Here is a 15,286-nt window from a genome sequence, read left to right as displayed (position 1 = left end):
GGAGAAATTGCAATGAAACCAGAAACCCGCGAAAAGCTGATAGGCGTCTCCGTGGCAACCCTTTGCTCGGCGCTCTTCAAGCGCGGTCTCAAGAACCAGACGATCCAGGATGTCCGGCCGGTCCGGCCCAAAGGTCGCAACATGGTCGGCCCGGCCTTCACCCTGCGTTACATGCCTGCCCGCGAAGACCGCAATCCTATGTCTGTCTTCCGCAACGCAGAGCACCCGCAGCGCGTTGCGATCGAAACCTGCCCGGAAGGCCATGTTCTGGTTATGGACAGCCGCAAGGATGCACGTGCGGCCTCTGCCGGTGACATCCTGATCACCCGGCTGATGGTGCGCGGCGGCGCCGGTGTCGTTACCGATGGCGGCTTTCGCGATGCGATGCGGATCGCTGAACTGGACATGCCGGCCTATCACAACCGTCCGTCCAGCCCGACCAATCTGACGCTGCATGAGGCCATCGACATGAATGTGCCGATCGGTTGCGGCGATGTCGCGGTTTTCCCCGGCGATATCGTGGTGGGCGACGACGACAGCGTCATCATCATCCCCGCCGAAATCGCCGACGAGATTGCCGACGAAGCCGTCGAGATGACCGCCTATGAGGATTTCGTCGTCGAGCGGGTCAAAGGGGGCGAAACGATCGTCGGCCTCTATCCGGCCACGCGGGAGGAAAATCTGGCGCTGTTTTCGAAATGGCGCGCGGCGAACGGCCGTTAAGTCCGTCTGCCCGATACACAAAGCCGAACTTGAAAAAGCCGGAACATCCTTCCGGCAAGGAGGATCACTATGACTTGGGAACCGTCCGGCAAACATCTGATTGCAGGCGAATGGATCGCCGCAGACAAGACCTTCACCTCGGAGCCCGCGCACGGCCCGGCGCATGCCTTCTCCGTCGGCACCGTCGAACTGGTCGATCGCGCTTGCCTTGCTGCAGAAGCGGCGTTCTACGACTATTCCGCCAGAAGCCGCGATGAGCGGGCAGCCTTTCTCGACGCGATCGCCGAAGAGATCGAGGCGCGCGCCGAGGCGATCACCATGATCGGAACCCAGGAGACGGGCCTCCCGGAGGCGCGTCTCAACGGTGAGCGTGGCCGTACCACGGGGCAGCTGAAACTGTTTGCCGCGCATATCCGGAAAGGTGCCCATCTCGACCTGCGCGTCGATGCGGCACAGCCCGACCGCCAACCTGCTCCACGCCCCGAGATCCGGCTGGTGCAGCGGCCGATCGGCCCCGTCGCGGTATTCGGCGCATCGAATTTTCCGCTCGCCTTCTCCACCGCCGGCGGCGACACGGCAGCAGCGCTCGCAGCCGGTTGCCCGGTCGTCGTCAAGGGCCATTCGGCCCATCCTGGCACCGGTGAGATCGTCGCGGAAGCGGTCGCAGCGGCAATCGTCCGCACAGGCATGCCGGCCGGCGTCTTCAGCCTCATCCAGGGCGGCCGCCGCGATGTCGGAACGGCACTTGTCACCCATCCGGCGATCAAGGCTGTCGGCTTTACAGGCTCGCTTGCCGGTGGTCGCGCACTTTTCGATCTTTGCGCCCAGCGCCCCGAGCCAATCCCGTTTTTCGGCGAACTCGGCAGCGTCAATCCGATGTTCCTGCTGCCGCAGGCGATGGCGGCGCGCGCGGACCAGCTTGGGTCCGGCTGGGCAGCGTCGCTCGCCATGGGCGCCGGCCAGTTCTGCACCAATCCCGGCGTCGCCGTGGTGATCGACGGTGCCGATGCGGATCGGTTCCGTGAATCGGCAAAAACTGCGCTACAGCAAGTCGCGGCACAGACCATGCTGACCGATGGCATCGCATCTGCCTATCGTGACGGTGTCGAGCGTCTCAAGGTCAGCAATGCGGTGGAGCCGGTACTGTCCAGCGATAGCGCCGAGCGCAAGGCATTGCCGAACCTCTTCGAGACCACCGGCGATGCCTGGCTCGGTGACCATACGCTGGGAGAAGAGGTTTTCGGCCCGCTCGGGCTTATCGTCAAGGTCGGCTCGGCTGCCGAGATGAAGACGCTGGCAGCTTCCTTTCATGGCCAGCTGACGGCAACCATCCATATGGATGACGGTGACCTCGGTGCCGCGCAGGATCTCCTGCCGGTGCTGGAGAAAAAGGCCGGCCGGGTGCTGGTCAACGGGTTCCCTACCGGTGTCGAAGTGGTCGATTCCATGGTCCATGGCGGCCCCTACCCGGCCTCGACGAATTTTGGGGCCACCAGTGTCGGCACGCTGTCGATCCGCAGGTTCCTTCGGCCCGTCGCCTACCAGAATTTCCCGCCCGCCCTTCTGCCGCAAGATCTGCGCAATTGATGTGAGGAGAAAGACATGATCGCCCCGAACGACCTTCGCGAAATCATCCGTACCGGCCTGCTCTCCTTTCCCGTCTCGCCATTCGACGGCAATGACCGCTTTGCCGCCAAACCTTTTGCAGCACATCTGGAATGGCTGTCATCCTATCCGGTTGCCGGCCTGATCGTTGCCGGCGGAACCGGCGAACTGTTTTCGCTGACACCGGGCGAGGTCGTCGAAGCTGTCAAGGTTGCCCGCAACGTCGCCGGCGATGCGCCGGTGATCGCCGGTTGCGGCTATGGTACCCGCATGGCCTGCGATATGGCGCAGGAGATCGAAAAGGCCGGTGGCGACGGCATCCTGCTTCTGCCGCATTATCTCACAGAAGCTCCGGCGGACGGTATCGCGGCACGCGTCCGCGCCGTTTGCAAATCGACCAATATGGGCGTCATCGTCTATAACCGCGGCCAGGCACGCGTCTCCCCGGACCAGCTTGCTCAGCTCGCCGACGAATGCCCCAACCTGATCGGCTTCAAGGACGGCACCGGCGATATCGACACGGTGCGACGTGTCACCATCGCCATGGGCGACCGGCTGTCCTATATCGGGGGCATGCCAACCCACGAACTGTTCGCCCAGGCCTATAAGGGCGCGGGCATGCCGACCTATTCTTCGGCGGTGTTCAATTTCGTGCCGGAAACGGCGCTGAAATTCCATGCAGCCTTCACCGCCGGCGACGATGCGACCTGCGAAAAGATGCTGAGCGATTTCTATTACCCCTTCGCCAGGATTCGCGATCGCAAGAGCGGTTACGCCGTCTCCGCCATCAAGGCCGGCGTGCGTCTTCGCGGCTTCGATGCAGGTCCGGTGCGTGCGCCGCTGACGGACTTGACAGAGGAAGAGGTCGACATGATGCGCAGCCTGATCGCGTCCGTCAAATGACCGAGGCAAACCTACGGGCCGCGCTTGGCGGCATTTCGGGCATCCTCGTCACGCCGTTCGACAGCAATGACGAAATCGCCCCGCAGCGCCTGGCTCCGATCATCGACCGGGCGCTGGCAGCGGGGCTTCATGTGCCGGTCGTCAATGGAAACACCGGCGAATTTTACGCCCTGACCATCGACGAGGCGGAACGGATGGCCGACGGGGTCTGCGCGCTGGTGGCAGGCCGGGCGCCGGTTCTTGCCGGCGTCGGACGGTCGGTCAAGGACGCCTGCCGGCTTGCCGCTTCGGCAAAACGGTCACACGCCGCCGGACTGATGGTCCATCAGCCGCCCGATCCCTTTGCCGCACCACGCGGCGTAGTGGATTACGTCAGACGTGTCGCCGAGGCCGGCGACGGATTGCCGTTGATGCTCTATCTGCGCAACGACACGATCGGTACCGCCGCGATCGAGGCGCTTTGTGCGGTGCCGGGCGTAATTGGCGTCAAATGGGCGACACCCAATCCGCTCAAGCTCGCCGAAGCGATCGCCGCTTGTGATCCGTCGATCATCTGGGTTGGCGGGCTCGCCGAGGTCTGGGCTCCGACACTTTATGCTGTCGGTGCGCGCGGTTTCACATCGGGCCTTATCAATGTCTGGCCGGAGCGATCACTGGCGATCCATGCGACGCTGGAGGTCGGCGACTACGCGCTGGCCAGGGCACTCATCGCTGAAATCGCGGTGTTTGAGGAAGTTCGGGCCATGGAAATGAACGGCACAAATGTCACCGGCGTCAAGTCCGCGCTGGCGGCGATGGGAAACGATTGCGGACCGACAAGGCCACCGGCCGCGTGGCCCCTGGCGCCCAAGCAACACGCCAAATTGATGGCCTTCCTCGCCGCAAGCAGCCTTGTCGCGTCTTGAAAGGCATCACAGACTGGAATATTAGTGTAGATATACATCAGTTCGATATGGCCGTTGGAGAGAGGCGGCAAGGTATCGGAATTACCGACCGGCAAGGTCGAAATTAGCCTGGAGATCGACACGCACCCGAGATGGTGCAAAGGGAGGAGCCCGAAATGAAACTGCGTTTAGCAGCCGTCAATCTTTCTGCCGCATTCGCCGTCCTGGCCTGCAGTGCAGCCTATGCCCAGGACGCCAAGAAGGACGTCACCGTCGTCCTGGCCGAAACCGTCGATGTCGTAGAGCCCTGTATGGCCGCGCGTCAGGATGTCGGACGCGTCATTTCCGAAAACGTCAATGAAATGCTGGTCGAGTTCGATTATGCCAATGGCGGCCTGAAGCCGCGTCTTGCCACCGAGTGGAAGCAACTCAGTCCCGAGACCTGGGAATTCAAGCTGCGGCCGGGCGTCAAATGGCATGACGGCAAGGAGTTCACCGCCAAGGACGTGCAGTTCTCGCTCGAGCGCAATACCGCAAAGAAGGTCAACTGCGAAGTCGGCGGCAAATATTTCGGCGGCACGCAATTCAGCTTCGAAAGCCCAGATCCGCACACGATCCGCATCACCACCAAGCCCGCCCAGCCGATCCTGCCGCTGCTGATGACCATCATGCCGGTCGAATCCGCCGACGCGACACCGGTCGATGAATATACACGCAAGCCGGTCGGCACCGGACCCTATACGTTCGACAGCTGGAATGTCGGCCAGTCAATCGTGTTGAAGCGCAACCCCGATTATTGGGGCGACAAGCCGCAGGTGGAAAAGGCGACTTATCTGTTCCGATCCGATAGCGCGGTCGCAGCCGCCATGGTCGATGCCGGTGAAGCCGATATTGTGCCGTCGGTGTCCGTCCAGGACGCCACCAACAAGGAGACCGATTTCGCCTATCCGAATTCGGAAACCACCTCGCTGCGCATCGATACCCGGGTCGCGCCGCTCAACGATCGGCGTATCCGCGAGGCGATGAATATCGCTATCGACCGTCAGGCCATGCTCGGCACACTGTTCCCGGAACAGGCAAAGATCGCAACCCAGCTCGTCGTGCCGACCACGCTCGGATATAATGCCGACATCAAGCCATGGCCCTACGACCCGGAACGGGCGAAGAAGCTGGTCGAAGAGGCCAAAGCCGATGGCGTGCCGGTCGACAAGGAAATCCGCATCATCGGCCGCAACGGCCAATACCCGAACGCCACGGAAGCCATGGAAGCGATCATGGCGATGCTTCAGGAGACAGGCCTCAACGTCAAGCTCGACATGTATGACGTCTCGGTCTGGAACAACTACTTCGTTGCACCCTTCGTCGCCGATGCCGGCGCAACGCTGACCCAGTCGCAGCACGACAATGCCACCGGCGATCCCGTCTTCACCGCTTACGTGAAATACGCCACAGGCGGCTCCCATTCGATGGTCCGTGATCCGGTGGTCGACAAGATGATCGCCGATGCGACGGCCGCGACGGGCGAGCAGCGAACCAAGCTCTGGCAGGCGCTTTTTGCCAAGGTCAATCAGGAGATCATCGCCGATATCCCGATGTTCAACATGGTCGGCTTCACCCGCGTTTCGCCACGCCTCGACTTCAAGCCGACGATTGCTGCAAACTCGGAACTGCAGCTGTCGCAGATCAAGTTCAAGTGACATCCGCAGGCGGGCCGTTTCCCGCGGCCCACCTGCCCCTTCGCGCGACGACCGAAATGCATATTTGATGGATTGACCCATGCCACATATAGACCGCGATGCCCTGACCGATTTTGCCTATCGCCTGCTGACCAGTGCCGGCATGGAGGCCGACAAGGCCGATGCGACCGCCGCCATTCTGGTCGAAGGCGACATGATCGGCCACGAGACCCACGGGGTCAGCCTGCTGCACTGGTACGTCGAGTCTCTCGAAGACGGATCGCTTGCCAAGTCCGGCTCCTACGAAGTGATCAACGATCGCGGTGCGGCTTTTGTCTGGGATGGAAACCGGCTTCCCGGCGCGTGGCTGCTGACCGAAGCGCTAGACCAGGCCTGCGAGCGGGCGCGCGATTTCGGCGTCGTTTCTGCCGCCATCCGCAACTGTCACCACACCTGCGCGCTCTCTGCCTTCATGCGCCAGGTCACCGACCGCGGTCTTATCGTACAGCTATCGGTTTCCAATCCCGCCGCCAGCCGCGTCGCCCCCTATGGTGGCACGAAACCGCTTCTGACGCCCAACCCGATGGCTGCGGGTTTTCCGACATCCTCCGATCCGATCCTGATCGACGTTTCCTGTTCGATCACCACAACCACCATGACCCAGAACCTTGCCAAGGCCGGCCAGAAATTTCCCGAAGCCTGGGCAGTGACGGCCACCGGCGAGCCCAGCGACGATCCGAAGGAGATCACCGAACGGGGCGGTTCGATGATGCCGCTTGGCGGCCAGTCCAAGGGGCACAAGGGTTTCGGCCTCGGTTTGATGGTCGAGCTGATGGGACAGGGACTTTCCGGCAAGGGACGCGCCAATACCCAAGCCGGGCCATTGTCGCAGAGTGCCTATCTGCAGGTCACCGATCCGGCCTTTTTCGCCGGCCTCGACGCCTTTACCGAACAGTCCGACTGGATGGCGGCTGCTTGCCGAGACAATCCGCCAGCCTCATGGAACACGGGTACGGTCCGCATGCCGGGAGACAGCGCCGCCGCCAAACGGCGCAATGCGCTGGCAAAAGGCGTCACGGTCTCCGATCTCACCTGGGAAAAGCTGCTGCGGGACGCCGAGCGTCTCGGGGTCGAACCCGTGGCCGCGGCAGCCTGAGGCGTCGCTATTGCCCGGATTGCGTCTGAGGGGTGGCGAGGCGACACACCTGCCCTCGCCTGCGGCGTTAAAGCAGGCGCAGGGGCAAATGCAGCCCGACCGGATTATGTCTGTCCTCCGATGACCAAACCCGCCCGACGCCGGCGGGTTCAGATCAGCTTGAAAATCCTCTGGCGGCGGTGATTTACCTATCAATTGACGTTCGCAGTTACCGCACAGCAGATGGCAGGATTTCCAGTTTCCAGAACTTGCCGGGCTGGAAATACGTCCTTGCAAACGCGCGGACATCATCGATGCTCACCTTTTCGTAACCGCTCAGGCTCTCGCGGACGCGGTCCAGCCGGCGCGGATCGGTTTGCGCCTGTCGCAGCGATCCGGCCCAATATTCGTTGCTCTGCTGCTGGCGTTTCAGTGTTTCAACGATCGGCTGACGGGCGCGGGCAAGTTCGTCTGCTGACACGGCGTCTGTCTCGAGATTGGCGGCAACCTTGTCGACCAGCGCGTAAAACCCGCTCACCTTGTCCGGCGTCGTTTCGGCATAAATATAGAAATATCCGTAGCCTGGGATATCCCGCGAGAGATCGGCATCCCCCTGCAGGCTGTAAGTCGCCCCTTCAACAATCCGAAACTGGTCGAGCAGCCGGTTGCTGAAAATCTGGGTCGAAATATTGGCGACGAAAGAACGCGGAATATCGGATAGCTGATCGCCGATCGGAGCACCGACGACCACGGCAGCAGCGTCATCCCGGCCGTTATGCGTTTCGGTGACAGGTTGCGCGGAGGCATTGGGGAAGCGAACCCCGGCCGGCTCGCCCGATTGCTCCGGACGGGGCGGCAAGGCACCGGAGGTTCCGGCCGCCAGACGGATCGCGTCTTCGACAGTCACATCCCCGACGATGATGATTTCGATCGGACCCTGTGAGGTCAACGGCCGGAAAAGGCCTTCGAAATCGGATGGCGTTGCAGCCGAAAGCCGTTCGCGATCAGGAAAGGCCCACCGCAGATCACCGGAATGGGTGAGGCTCGCAAAATCACGTCCGAGCACGCCCCCGGCCGTCGCCCCATACTGGTCGAGGCTGCCAAGATAGGCTTGCTGAATCCGTTTGAAGGCCTCGGCACGATAGGCAGGATCGGCGGTGTAGGCAGCCATCAACTGCAATTGTGTCTCAAGATCCTCGGGCCGCGTCTGACCATCGAAACTCACCGAACCTTCGCCGACCGAAAAATTGATGCCGACGATTTTCGCCGCCAAGGCTTTCTGGATATCCTCGTAATCGATCCGGCTTGTGCCCGACAGCAGGACCGCGGGCGCAGCCCAGGTGGGCATGGGGCGGTCATTCGGCAGCCCCATCCGGCCTCGACCGATATGCTCGCGGACCAGTATCTCGTTGGCACGCAGTTTTGTCGGTTTGATCGTCAGCCGCACGCCATTGGCAAAGCGCACCATCGTCACACCCAGATCGTCAACGCTGCGGCGCTCGACAACGGCGCCGGGCTCACCGAAACTGCTATAAGGCCAAACGACGTCGTCGGTATTTGAAAGCGCTGAGACGCCGACCGCCCGGGATGTTTCATAGGCGCGACGGACGGCATCGACATTCCCCTCCGGCGCCTGAGCAGCCTGCAGCACCACCTGCGGGCCATTGCCGGAGAAGCTGTGTTGCAGCGCCTGGTTGACGTCAGCGACGGTGATCTGTGCGGTAATCGTCTCGAACAGTGCCAGATCATCCGCCGGCGAGGTGAAAACCTGGTCGTCGTCAACGCTGCTTGCGAGCATCGACGCGAGGTCGGTCGTGGTGCGCGTTGCTGCACCGGCGGCAGCCGCCTGCAAGGCCGAGCGGTATTCGACGATCTCGCGTTTCATCTCCGCTTCGCTGACGCCGAATTCTCCGATACGCCGCTGTTCCTGATCAATCGCCGCAAGTGCAGCCTGCCATTTGTCCGGCTCCGCGTTCGCAGTGAGCAAGACGATATGAGCCGACTTCAGCACATCCTGCGATCCGGTATTCGCGCCGATAAACGGGGCGTCGGCCTTGCTGGCGAGGGTATTCAACCGGCGCTGCAGCACCAGCAGGCCGAGATCCTCGACGAACTGTTCACGGCGCTTGGCAACCGAATCGCGCGCCTTGTCGAACGGCCGTGTCCAGGCGATCTGCACGCTTGTCGTGGTGCCCGGAACGGCGATCACGTCAAAACTTTCGCCCTTGGACTTGGGCGTGCCAAGGTCAGGTGTTGCCGGATTGAGACCGGTCGCTTGCCAATCACCGAAACGCTGCCGGATTTCGGTTTCGAGCGCTGCCGGATCGACGTCGCCCACAACGATCAGCGTGGCGCGGTCAGGTCGATAATTGGCGCGGTAATAGTCACGCAGAAGATCGACGGGAGCGCTGCTGATGATGTCGGTCTTGCCGATCGGCGAACGCATGGTGACGAGCTGGCCCGAAAGCCAGGAATTCATCACGCCCATCCCCGCACGATATTGTGGCGTATCGCGCAGCCGTTCCTCCGACAGGATGACGCCACGCTCCCGGTCGAACGAGCCGGCATCGAGCGTCAGCTCGCTGGCCGTTTCGCGCATCAGGTTCAGCCCGGTGGAAATCGTATCGGCATCGACTTTCGGAAGATCCAGCGAATAGACGGTTTCGCCATAGGACGTGTGCGCATTGGTATCCGGCCCGAAAGCCAGTCCCTTGCGCTGCAGGATACGAATCATCTCGCCTTCGGCGACATGTTTGGAGCCCTTGAAGGCCATGTGTTCGAGAAAATGCGCCAATCCTTGCTGGTTGTCCTGCTCATCGAGCGAACCCGAGCCGATGCGAAAACGAATGGCCGCTTGCCCCGAAGGCGTTGCATTGTGCATGACCGCAAATCGCATGCCGTTCGGCAGCGTGCCGAAATTAACGCCAGGATCGGCCGGAAGGTCGCTCTGCACCTGCGGCCAGGCTTGGACCGGACCATCCGCCTGCGCCGGCATTGGCAGCCCGACACTCGCGGCTATGACAACCAAGGCAACGAGACCCTGGCAGGTGGAGCGCATCATATATGTAAAGAACATTCGGATTCCGGCAGCAAGTGGGATCTGGTCGGGACAGATATTTCAAAACCTGCATCTCACGGCAAGACCTATGCGACCGAATGACTAAGAGCCGAATAACGTGCCGGGAGACGCAGGGCGATCGCTATCTCCACATATGCGTAGATCTTGCGCCGTGATCGATAACGTATTGCAGCGGGGCGCGGCGGCGTGATCTAAACGGCTATGGCCTTCACGCTCCGCCAGCTCCAGTATTTCGTCGCCGTGGCCGAACAGGGGTCGGTCACGCGTGCAGCCCAGAGCCTTTCGATCTCGCAATCTTCCGTAACCGAGGCGTTGAAGGAACTGGAAACGGATCTCGGCGTGACGCTGTTCGAGCGCCATCCGCGCGGCCTGTCGATCACCCATAACGGCCACCAGTTTCTGCGGCATGCGACGAATATTCTGTCTACCGTCTCCGATGCGCGCAACAGCTTCGGCGGTGGACGCGATGCGGCACCCGGCACGCTGAATATCGGTGTCACGTCATTGGTTGCCGGTTATGTTCTGTCCGACATGCTTGCCCGCTATCGTCGCGCTTGCCCGAATATCGAGGTGACCGCGATCGAGGACAATGGCGGTTATCTGGAACATCTTCTGGTCGGCGGCGAGCTGGATGTTGCCGTTATGGTCATCTCAAACCTTCGCGACCGCATGGCATTGCAGGCAGAAATTCTGGAGACCTCACCCTATCGCCTTTGGCTTCCGCTCGGCCATCCGCTGGTGTCCGCCGACATCATCTCAGTGGCCGATATCGCCCGCGAACCACTGATCATGCTCACCGTCGATGAAATCGAGGAAAATACCGGCAAACTTCTGAGCGCACTCGGCGCCCGCCCGCATGTCGCCTTCCGCACCCGTTCCGTGGAGGCGGTTCGCAGCCTTGTCGCCACCGGTGCCGGGGTCGCCCTCTTGCCGGATCTCGTCTACCGCCCCTGGTCGCTGGAAGGTGACCGGATCGAAAGTCGGGACGTGTCGGGTTCCCTGCCGGTTGTGCAGGTCGGTATGGTCTGGCGTAAGGGCTCAAGCCTGCCGCAATCCGCCCGCGATTTCGTTGCGGTTGCCGAAAACATGCGCTCTGGCCGTAACCGATAGGAAATTGCAACCACGGCGACAGGCAAGCCATCGGATTTTCCGATACCGCGTTTCTGATAAATGAATTTGCGAAAACGCAATTTGGTCGTCACCTTTTCGTTCGGGAACAAAACGCCGCAAAAGCGGCACCGAACCGGGAGACGAACGATGAAGCATCTCTTGAAAGCATGCACCGTTACCGTGGCGAGCCTCAGCTTCGTCACCCAAGTCGTCGCCGCAGAACCTTTGAAGGCAATTGGAAAGGGGGAAGGTGCTGTCAGCATCGTCGCCTGGGCCGGTTATATCGAGCGCGGCGAAACCGACAAGGCTTACGACTGGGTCTCAGATTTCGAGAAGGAAAGCGGCTGCAAGGTTTCCGTCAAGACCGCCGCCACTTCTGACGAGATGGTGGCCCTGATGAACGAAGGCGGTTTCGATCTCGTCACCGCATCCGGCGACGCCTCGCTGAGGCTTGTTGCCGGCAAGCGCGTCCAGCCGATCAACACCGATCTGATCCCGAGCTTCAAGACGGTCGACAAGCGCCTGCAGGATGCCCCCTGGCATACAGTCAAGGGCGTCCATTATGGCGTCCCTTATCTCTGGGGCCCGAATGTGCTGATGTACAATACCGATGCTTTCAAGGATAAGGCACCGGCTAGTTGGAAGGTTGTGTTCGAGGAAGAAACGCTTCCCGACGGCAAATCCAACAAGGGCCGCGTTCAGGCCTATGACGGACCGATCTATATTGCCGACGCAGCGCTCTACCTGATGGCGCACAAGCCGGATCTCGGCATCAAGGACCCTTACGAGCTGAACGAAGACCAGTACAAGGCAGCACTCGATCTGCTGCGTGGCCAGCGTCAGCTGGTTTCGCGCTACTGGCACGACGCTATGATCCAGGTCGACGACTTCAAGAACGAAGGCGTCGTCGCCTCGGGCTCGTGGCCGTTTCAGGTCAACCTGATGGTGGCCGACAAGCAGAAGATCGCTTCGACCTTCCCCGAGGAAGGCGTAACCGGCTGGGCCGACACAACCATGCTGCATGCCGACAGCGAGCATCCAAACTGCGCCTATATGTGGATGGAGCATTCGTTAAAGGCGAAGGTGCAGGGCGATGCGGCAGCCTGGTTCGGCGCTGTTCCTTCGGTTCCTGCCGCCTGCAAAGGCAATGAACTCCTCACCGACGAAGGCTGCAACGGCAATGGTTACGACCATTTCGAGAAGATCAAATTCTGGCGCACGCCCGTCGCCAAATGCACATCGCAGAGCGAATGCGTGCCCTATCATCGCTGGGTCTCGGATTATATCGGCGTGATCGGCGGCCGATAAGTCTCGACATGCAAGGATGCGTTTTATTCTGACCTCTCCCTCTGTTGGGGAGAGGTGCCGCCCAAGCGCGTCACGCCGACTTTGCGACAGATGATCAATCCCGGAGCTGCCATGCCCCCCGCCGTCTCATTCTCCAAGGTCGCCCGACATTTCGGGCCGGTCCGCGCCGTCGATGGAGTGGATATGGAAATCGCTCCCGGTGAATTCTTCGCCATGCTCGGGCCTTCCGGCTCGGGCAAGACGACATGCCTCAGACTGATCGCCGGTTTCGAACAGCCGACATCGGGCCATGTGGAAATCTTCGGCGAGCGGGCCGACGGCGTTCCGCCCTATCGCCGCAACGTCAACACCGTCTTTCAGGACTATGCGCTCTTCCCGCATCTCACCATTCTCGACAACGTCGCCTACGGGCTGATGGTGAAAGGCGTACCGAAAACCGAACGGTTGCGCGAGGCGGAAAAGGCGCTGGAACTGGTCAAACTGCCGGGTTACGGCGCCCGCCGGCCGGCCCAACTCTCCGGTGGCCAAAGGCAACGTGTGGCGCTTGCCCGTGCGCTGGTCAACAAGCCCAAAGTATTATTGCTCGACGAACCGCTCGGCGCATTGGATCTCAAGCTGCGCGAACAGATGCAGGAGGAATTGAAGACCCTGCAGCGAGCGCTCGGCATCACCTTTGTCTTTGTCACCCACGACCAAGGCGAGGCGTTGTCCATGGCTGATCGGGTGGCGGTCTTCAACAATGGCGGCATCGTCCAGCATGGTACGCCGCAGGATATCTACCGCCGGCCGAAAACGCGGTTCATCGCCGATTTCGTCGGCTCGTCGAACGTCATCCCGCCCGATAGGATGGCAGCCCTCGGCGGCGAGAAACGCTGGGCAAGCCTCAGGCCCGAAGCAATCAGGCTCGCCGACACCGGCATGGAAGCCGTTGTCGAGAATGCCAGTTTCATGGGGGCGGCAACCCGGCTGGCGGTCGATCTTGGCGGGCTGCGGTTGCACGTCACGCTGCCGGCTGGCGCAAGCGTTCCGGATGTCGGCGCGCCGGTGCGCCTCGCCTGGCAGAATGGCGACCTGCATTATCTGGATGACGCCGCATGACGATACTCGGCATGGAGACGCACGCCACATCGATCCTGCCCCGTCGCAGCGGATTTGCCGGCGTGCTGTCGGACGCGCTCTGGAGACATCCAAAACTTCTGCTTTTCCTGATGCTGACGCCTCCCCTGCTCTGGCTCGGCATCATCTATATCGGCTCGCTGATCGCCCTGCTTCTACAGAGCTTCTTCGCGATCGACGATTTCTCGGGCATGGTCAGCTACGAGCCGACATTGGCAACTTACGCCCAGCTGCTCAGCCCTGCCAATTTCGATATCATCCTGCGGACAGTCCTGATGGCGGCACTGGTTACCGCCGCATCGGCGCTCATCGCCTTCCCGATGGCCTATTACGCAGCACGTTATGCCAAAGGAAAATGGAAGGCACTGTTTTACCTAGGCATCATGCTGCCGCTTTGGTCGAGCTATCTCGTCAAGGTCTATGCGTGGAAGCTGATCCTCGCCAAGGAAGGCATCGTCACCTGGTTCTTCGCGAAATTTCATAGTGCCTGGCTGCTCGACGGTGTGCTGGCGCTACCGGTCATTGGCGGTAACTCACTGTCGGTCAGCTATCTCGGCACATTCATCGTCTTTGTTTATATCTGGCTGCCCTACATGATCCTGCCGACGCAGGCGGCGCTTGAACGGGTGCCGGGCAATCTGATCGAGGCCTCGGCCGATCTCGGTGCAAACCCACGCCAGGCCTTCCTCACCATCATCTTGCCGCTCGCCATGCCCGGCATCATCGCGGGCTCGATCTTCACCTTCTCACTGACATTGGGTGATTACATCATACCGCAGATCATCGGCTCATCGCGTCTGTTCATCGGCCAGGCCGTCTACGCGCAACAGGGAACAGCCGGAAACGTACCGCTCGCCGCGGCCTTCTCGGTCGTGCCGATCGTCATCATGGGCATCTATCTGTGGCTTGCAAAACGCATGGGGGCTTTCGATGCGCTCTGATCATGGTGTCTCCTCCCCCCTGCCCCTGAAGATCGCCGCCGGCGCTGGCCTGCTCTTCCTGCATCTGCCGATCCTGCTTATCTTCGCTTACGCCTTCACCACCGAGGAAAAGAGCTATCAGTGGCCGCCGCCGGGGCTGACATGGAAATGGTTCGGCGTTGCCTGGAACAGATCGGATGTCTGGTCGGCGCTCGGCCTGTCCGTGCAGGTCGCCTGTATCGCGACGGCCATCGCACTTGTCCTTGGCACGCTTTGCGCGGCCGCCGTCAGCCAGACGCGCTTTTTCGGCCGCGAAGCGATCTCGTTGCTCATCATCCTGCCGATCGCCCTGCCGGGCATCATTACCGGCATCGCGCTTCGCTCGGCCTTCAGCCTGTTGGACATCCCTTTCTCTGTCTGGACCATCGTGCTCGGCCACGCGACGTTCTGCGTCGTGGTCGTCTATAACAATGCGGTTGCCCGCTTCCGCCGCACGTCCGGCTCGCTGATCGAGGCGTCGATGGATCTCGGCGCCGATGGCTTCCAGACTTTCCGGCATGTGATCCTGCCGAATATCGGCACGGCGCTGCTTGCCGGCGGCATGCTGGCCTTCGCGCTCTCTTTCGACGAGGTCATCGTCACCACTTTCACCGGCGGCCAGCAATCGACCCTGCCGATCTGGATGCTGGAGGAACTGATCCGGCCGCGCCAGCGCCCGGTCACCAATGTCGTCGCCATGATCGTGGTGCTCGTCACCTTCCTGCCGATCCTGGCGGCCTATTACCTCACCCGCGACGGCGACCAGATCGCCGGTTCCAACAAATGAC

General features: G+C 61.4%; 12 protein-coding genes. 11 read left to right on the top strand and 1 reads right to left on the bottom strand.

Features of this window, described 5'->3' with window-relative positions:
- Positions 1-12: 12 nt before the first annotated feature.
- The 6 genes from AC2GXZ_RS16860 to AC2GXZ_RS16835 all read left to right on the top strand — a co-directional run bounded on the left by AC2GXZ_RS16860 (position 13) and on the right by AC2GXZ_RS16835 (position 6,947).
- Positions 13-723, top strand: coding sequence for a ribonuclease activity regulator RraA (locus tag AC2GXZ_RS16860; RefSeq protein WP_483760344.1), 711 nt, complete (start codon positions 13-15; stop codon positions 721-723).
- Between the two features lie 69 nt (positions 724-792).
- Entirely contained in the window at positions 793-2,310 is a 1,518-nt protein-coding gene (locus AC2GXZ_RS16855; RefSeq protein ID WP_483760343.1) for an aldehyde dehydrogenase (NADP(+)), read from the top strand.
- 15 nt (positions 2,311-2,325) lie between these two features.
- A complete protein-coding gene (locus AC2GXZ_RS16850) occupies positions 2,326-3,231 on the top strand; it encodes a 5-dehydro-4-deoxyglucarate dehydratase (RefSeq protein ID WP_483760342.1) in 906 nt (301 codons plus the stop codon).
- Positions 3,228-4,136 carry a dihydrodipicolinate synthase family protein gene (locus tag AC2GXZ_RS16845; protein WP_483760341.1) on the top strand — a complete coding sequence of 303 codons (909 nt, stop codon included), beginning with the start codon at positions 3,228-3,230 and terminating at the stop codon, positions 4,134-4,136. Before AC2GXZ_RS16850 ends, AC2GXZ_RS16845 begins: the two co-directional genes overlap by 4 nt.
- Before the next feature lie 155 nt (positions 4,137-4,291).
- The gene (locus tag AC2GXZ_RS16840) at positions 4,292-5,812 is read left to right on the top strand and encodes an ABC transporter substrate-binding protein (protein ID WP_483760340.1); all 1,521 of its coding nucleotides are present in this window, start codon (positions 4,292-4,294) and stop codon (positions 5,810-5,812) included.
- 79 nt (positions 5,813-5,891) lie between these two features.
- On the top strand, positions 5,892-6,947 hold the full coding sequence (locus AC2GXZ_RS16835) for an Ldh family oxidoreductase (RefSeq protein WP_483760339.1): 1,056 nt from the start codon (positions 5,892-5,894) through the stop codon (positions 6,945-6,947).
- Positions 6,948-7,155: 208 nt separating this feature from the next.
- On the opposite strand, the gene AC2GXZ_RS16830 is transcribed toward AC2GXZ_RS16835, so the two are convergent.
- On the bottom strand, positions 7,156-9,921 hold the full coding sequence (locus AC2GXZ_RS16830) for a M16 family metallopeptidase (protein WP_483760848.1): 2,766 nt from the start codon (positions 9,919-9,921) through the stop codon (positions 7,156-7,158).
- Positions 9,922-10,206: 285 nt separating this feature from the next.
- On the opposite strand from AC2GXZ_RS16830, the gene AC2GXZ_RS16825 reads away from it, so the two are divergent.
- The 5 genes from AC2GXZ_RS16825 (at position 10,207) to AC2GXZ_RS16805 (ending at position 15,285) form a co-directional block, all read left to right on the top strand.
- Positions 10,207-11,115 carry a LysR family transcriptional regulator gene (locus tag AC2GXZ_RS16825; RefSeq protein WP_483760338.1) on the top strand — a complete coding sequence of 303 codons (909 nt, stop codon included), beginning with the start codon at positions 10,207-10,209 and terminating at the stop codon, positions 11,113-11,115.
- Between the two features lie 147 nt (positions 11,116-11,262).
- Positions 11,263-12,423 carry an ABC transporter substrate-binding protein gene (locus AC2GXZ_RS16820; protein ID WP_483760337.1) on the top strand — a complete coding sequence of 387 codons (1,161 nt, stop codon included), beginning with the start codon at positions 11,263-11,265 and terminating at the stop codon, positions 12,421-12,423.
- Between the two features lie 111 nt (positions 12,424-12,534).
- A complete protein-coding gene (locus tag AC2GXZ_RS16815) occupies positions 12,535-13,521 on the top strand; it encodes an ABC transporter ATP-binding protein (protein WP_483760336.1) in 987 nt (328 codons plus the stop codon).
- The gene (locus AC2GXZ_RS16810; protein WP_483760335.1) at positions 13,518-14,480 is read left to right on the top strand and encodes an ABC transporter permease; all 963 of its coding nucleotides are present in this window, start codon (positions 13,518-13,520) and stop codon (positions 14,478-14,480) included. Before AC2GXZ_RS16815 ends, AC2GXZ_RS16810 begins: the two co-directional genes overlap by 4 nt.
- Positions 14,470-15,285 (top strand): ABC transporter permease, encoded by an 816-nt coding sequence (locus AC2GXZ_RS16805; RefSeq protein WP_483760334.1) that lies wholly within the window; start codon positions 14,470-14,472, stop codon positions 15,283-15,285. The genes AC2GXZ_RS16810 and AC2GXZ_RS16805 overlap by 11 nt, the downstream gene beginning before the upstream one ends.
- Position 15,286: the final 1 nt, after the last annotated feature.

This window comes from Aliirhizobium sp. YIM B11859 (assembly GCF_057163345.1).
Note: the sequence above shows the minus strand (reverse complement) of the source record. Positions and strands in the feature narration are given on the sequence as shown.

Coding starts and splice junctions, on each gene's coding strand:
- AC2GXZ_RS16835 (WP_483760339.1), top strand. CDS start 5,892: ATGCCACATATAGACCGCGATGCCCTGACCGATTTTGCCTATCGCCTG.
- AC2GXZ_RS16830 (WP_483760848.1), bottom strand. CDS start 9,921: ATGCCGGCGCAGGCGGATGGTCCGGTCCAAGCCTGGCCGCAGGTGCAG.
- AC2GXZ_RS16825 (WP_483760338.1), top strand. CDS start 10,207: ATGGCCTTCACGCTCCGCCAGCTCCAGTATTTCGTCGCCGTGGCCGAA.
- AC2GXZ_RS16805 (WP_483760334.1), top strand. CDS start 14,470: ATGCGCTCTGATCATGGTGTCTCCTCCCCCCTGCCCCTGAAGATCGCC.
- AC2GXZ_RS16855 (WP_483760343.1), top strand. CDS start 793: ATGACTTGGGAACCGTCCGGCAAACATCTGATTGCAGGCGAATGGATC.
- AC2GXZ_RS16810 (WP_483760335.1), top strand. CDS start 13,518: ATGACGATACTCGGCATGGAGACGCACGCCACATCGATCCTGCCCCGT.
- AC2GXZ_RS16820 (WP_483760337.1), top strand. CDS start 11,263: ATGAAGCATCTCTTGAAAGCATGCACCGTTACCGTGGCGAGCCTCAGC.
- AC2GXZ_RS16845 (WP_483760341.1), top strand. CDS start 3,228: ATGACCGAGGCAAACCTACGGGCCGCGCTTGGCGGCATTTCGGGCATC.
- AC2GXZ_RS16850 (WP_483760342.1), top strand. CDS start 2,326: ATGATCGCCCCGAACGACCTTCGCGAAATCATCCGTACCGGCCTGCTC.
- AC2GXZ_RS16860 (WP_483760344.1), top strand. CDS start 13: ATGAAACCAGAAACCCGCGAAAAGCTGATAGGCGTCTCCGTGGCAACC.
- AC2GXZ_RS16840 (WP_483760340.1), top strand. CDS start 4,292: ATGAAACTGCGTTTAGCAGCCGTCAATCTTTCTGCCGCATTCGCCGTC.
- AC2GXZ_RS16815 (WP_483760336.1), top strand. CDS start 12,535: ATGCCCCCCGCCGTCTCATTCTCCAAGGTCGCCCGACATTTCGGGCCG.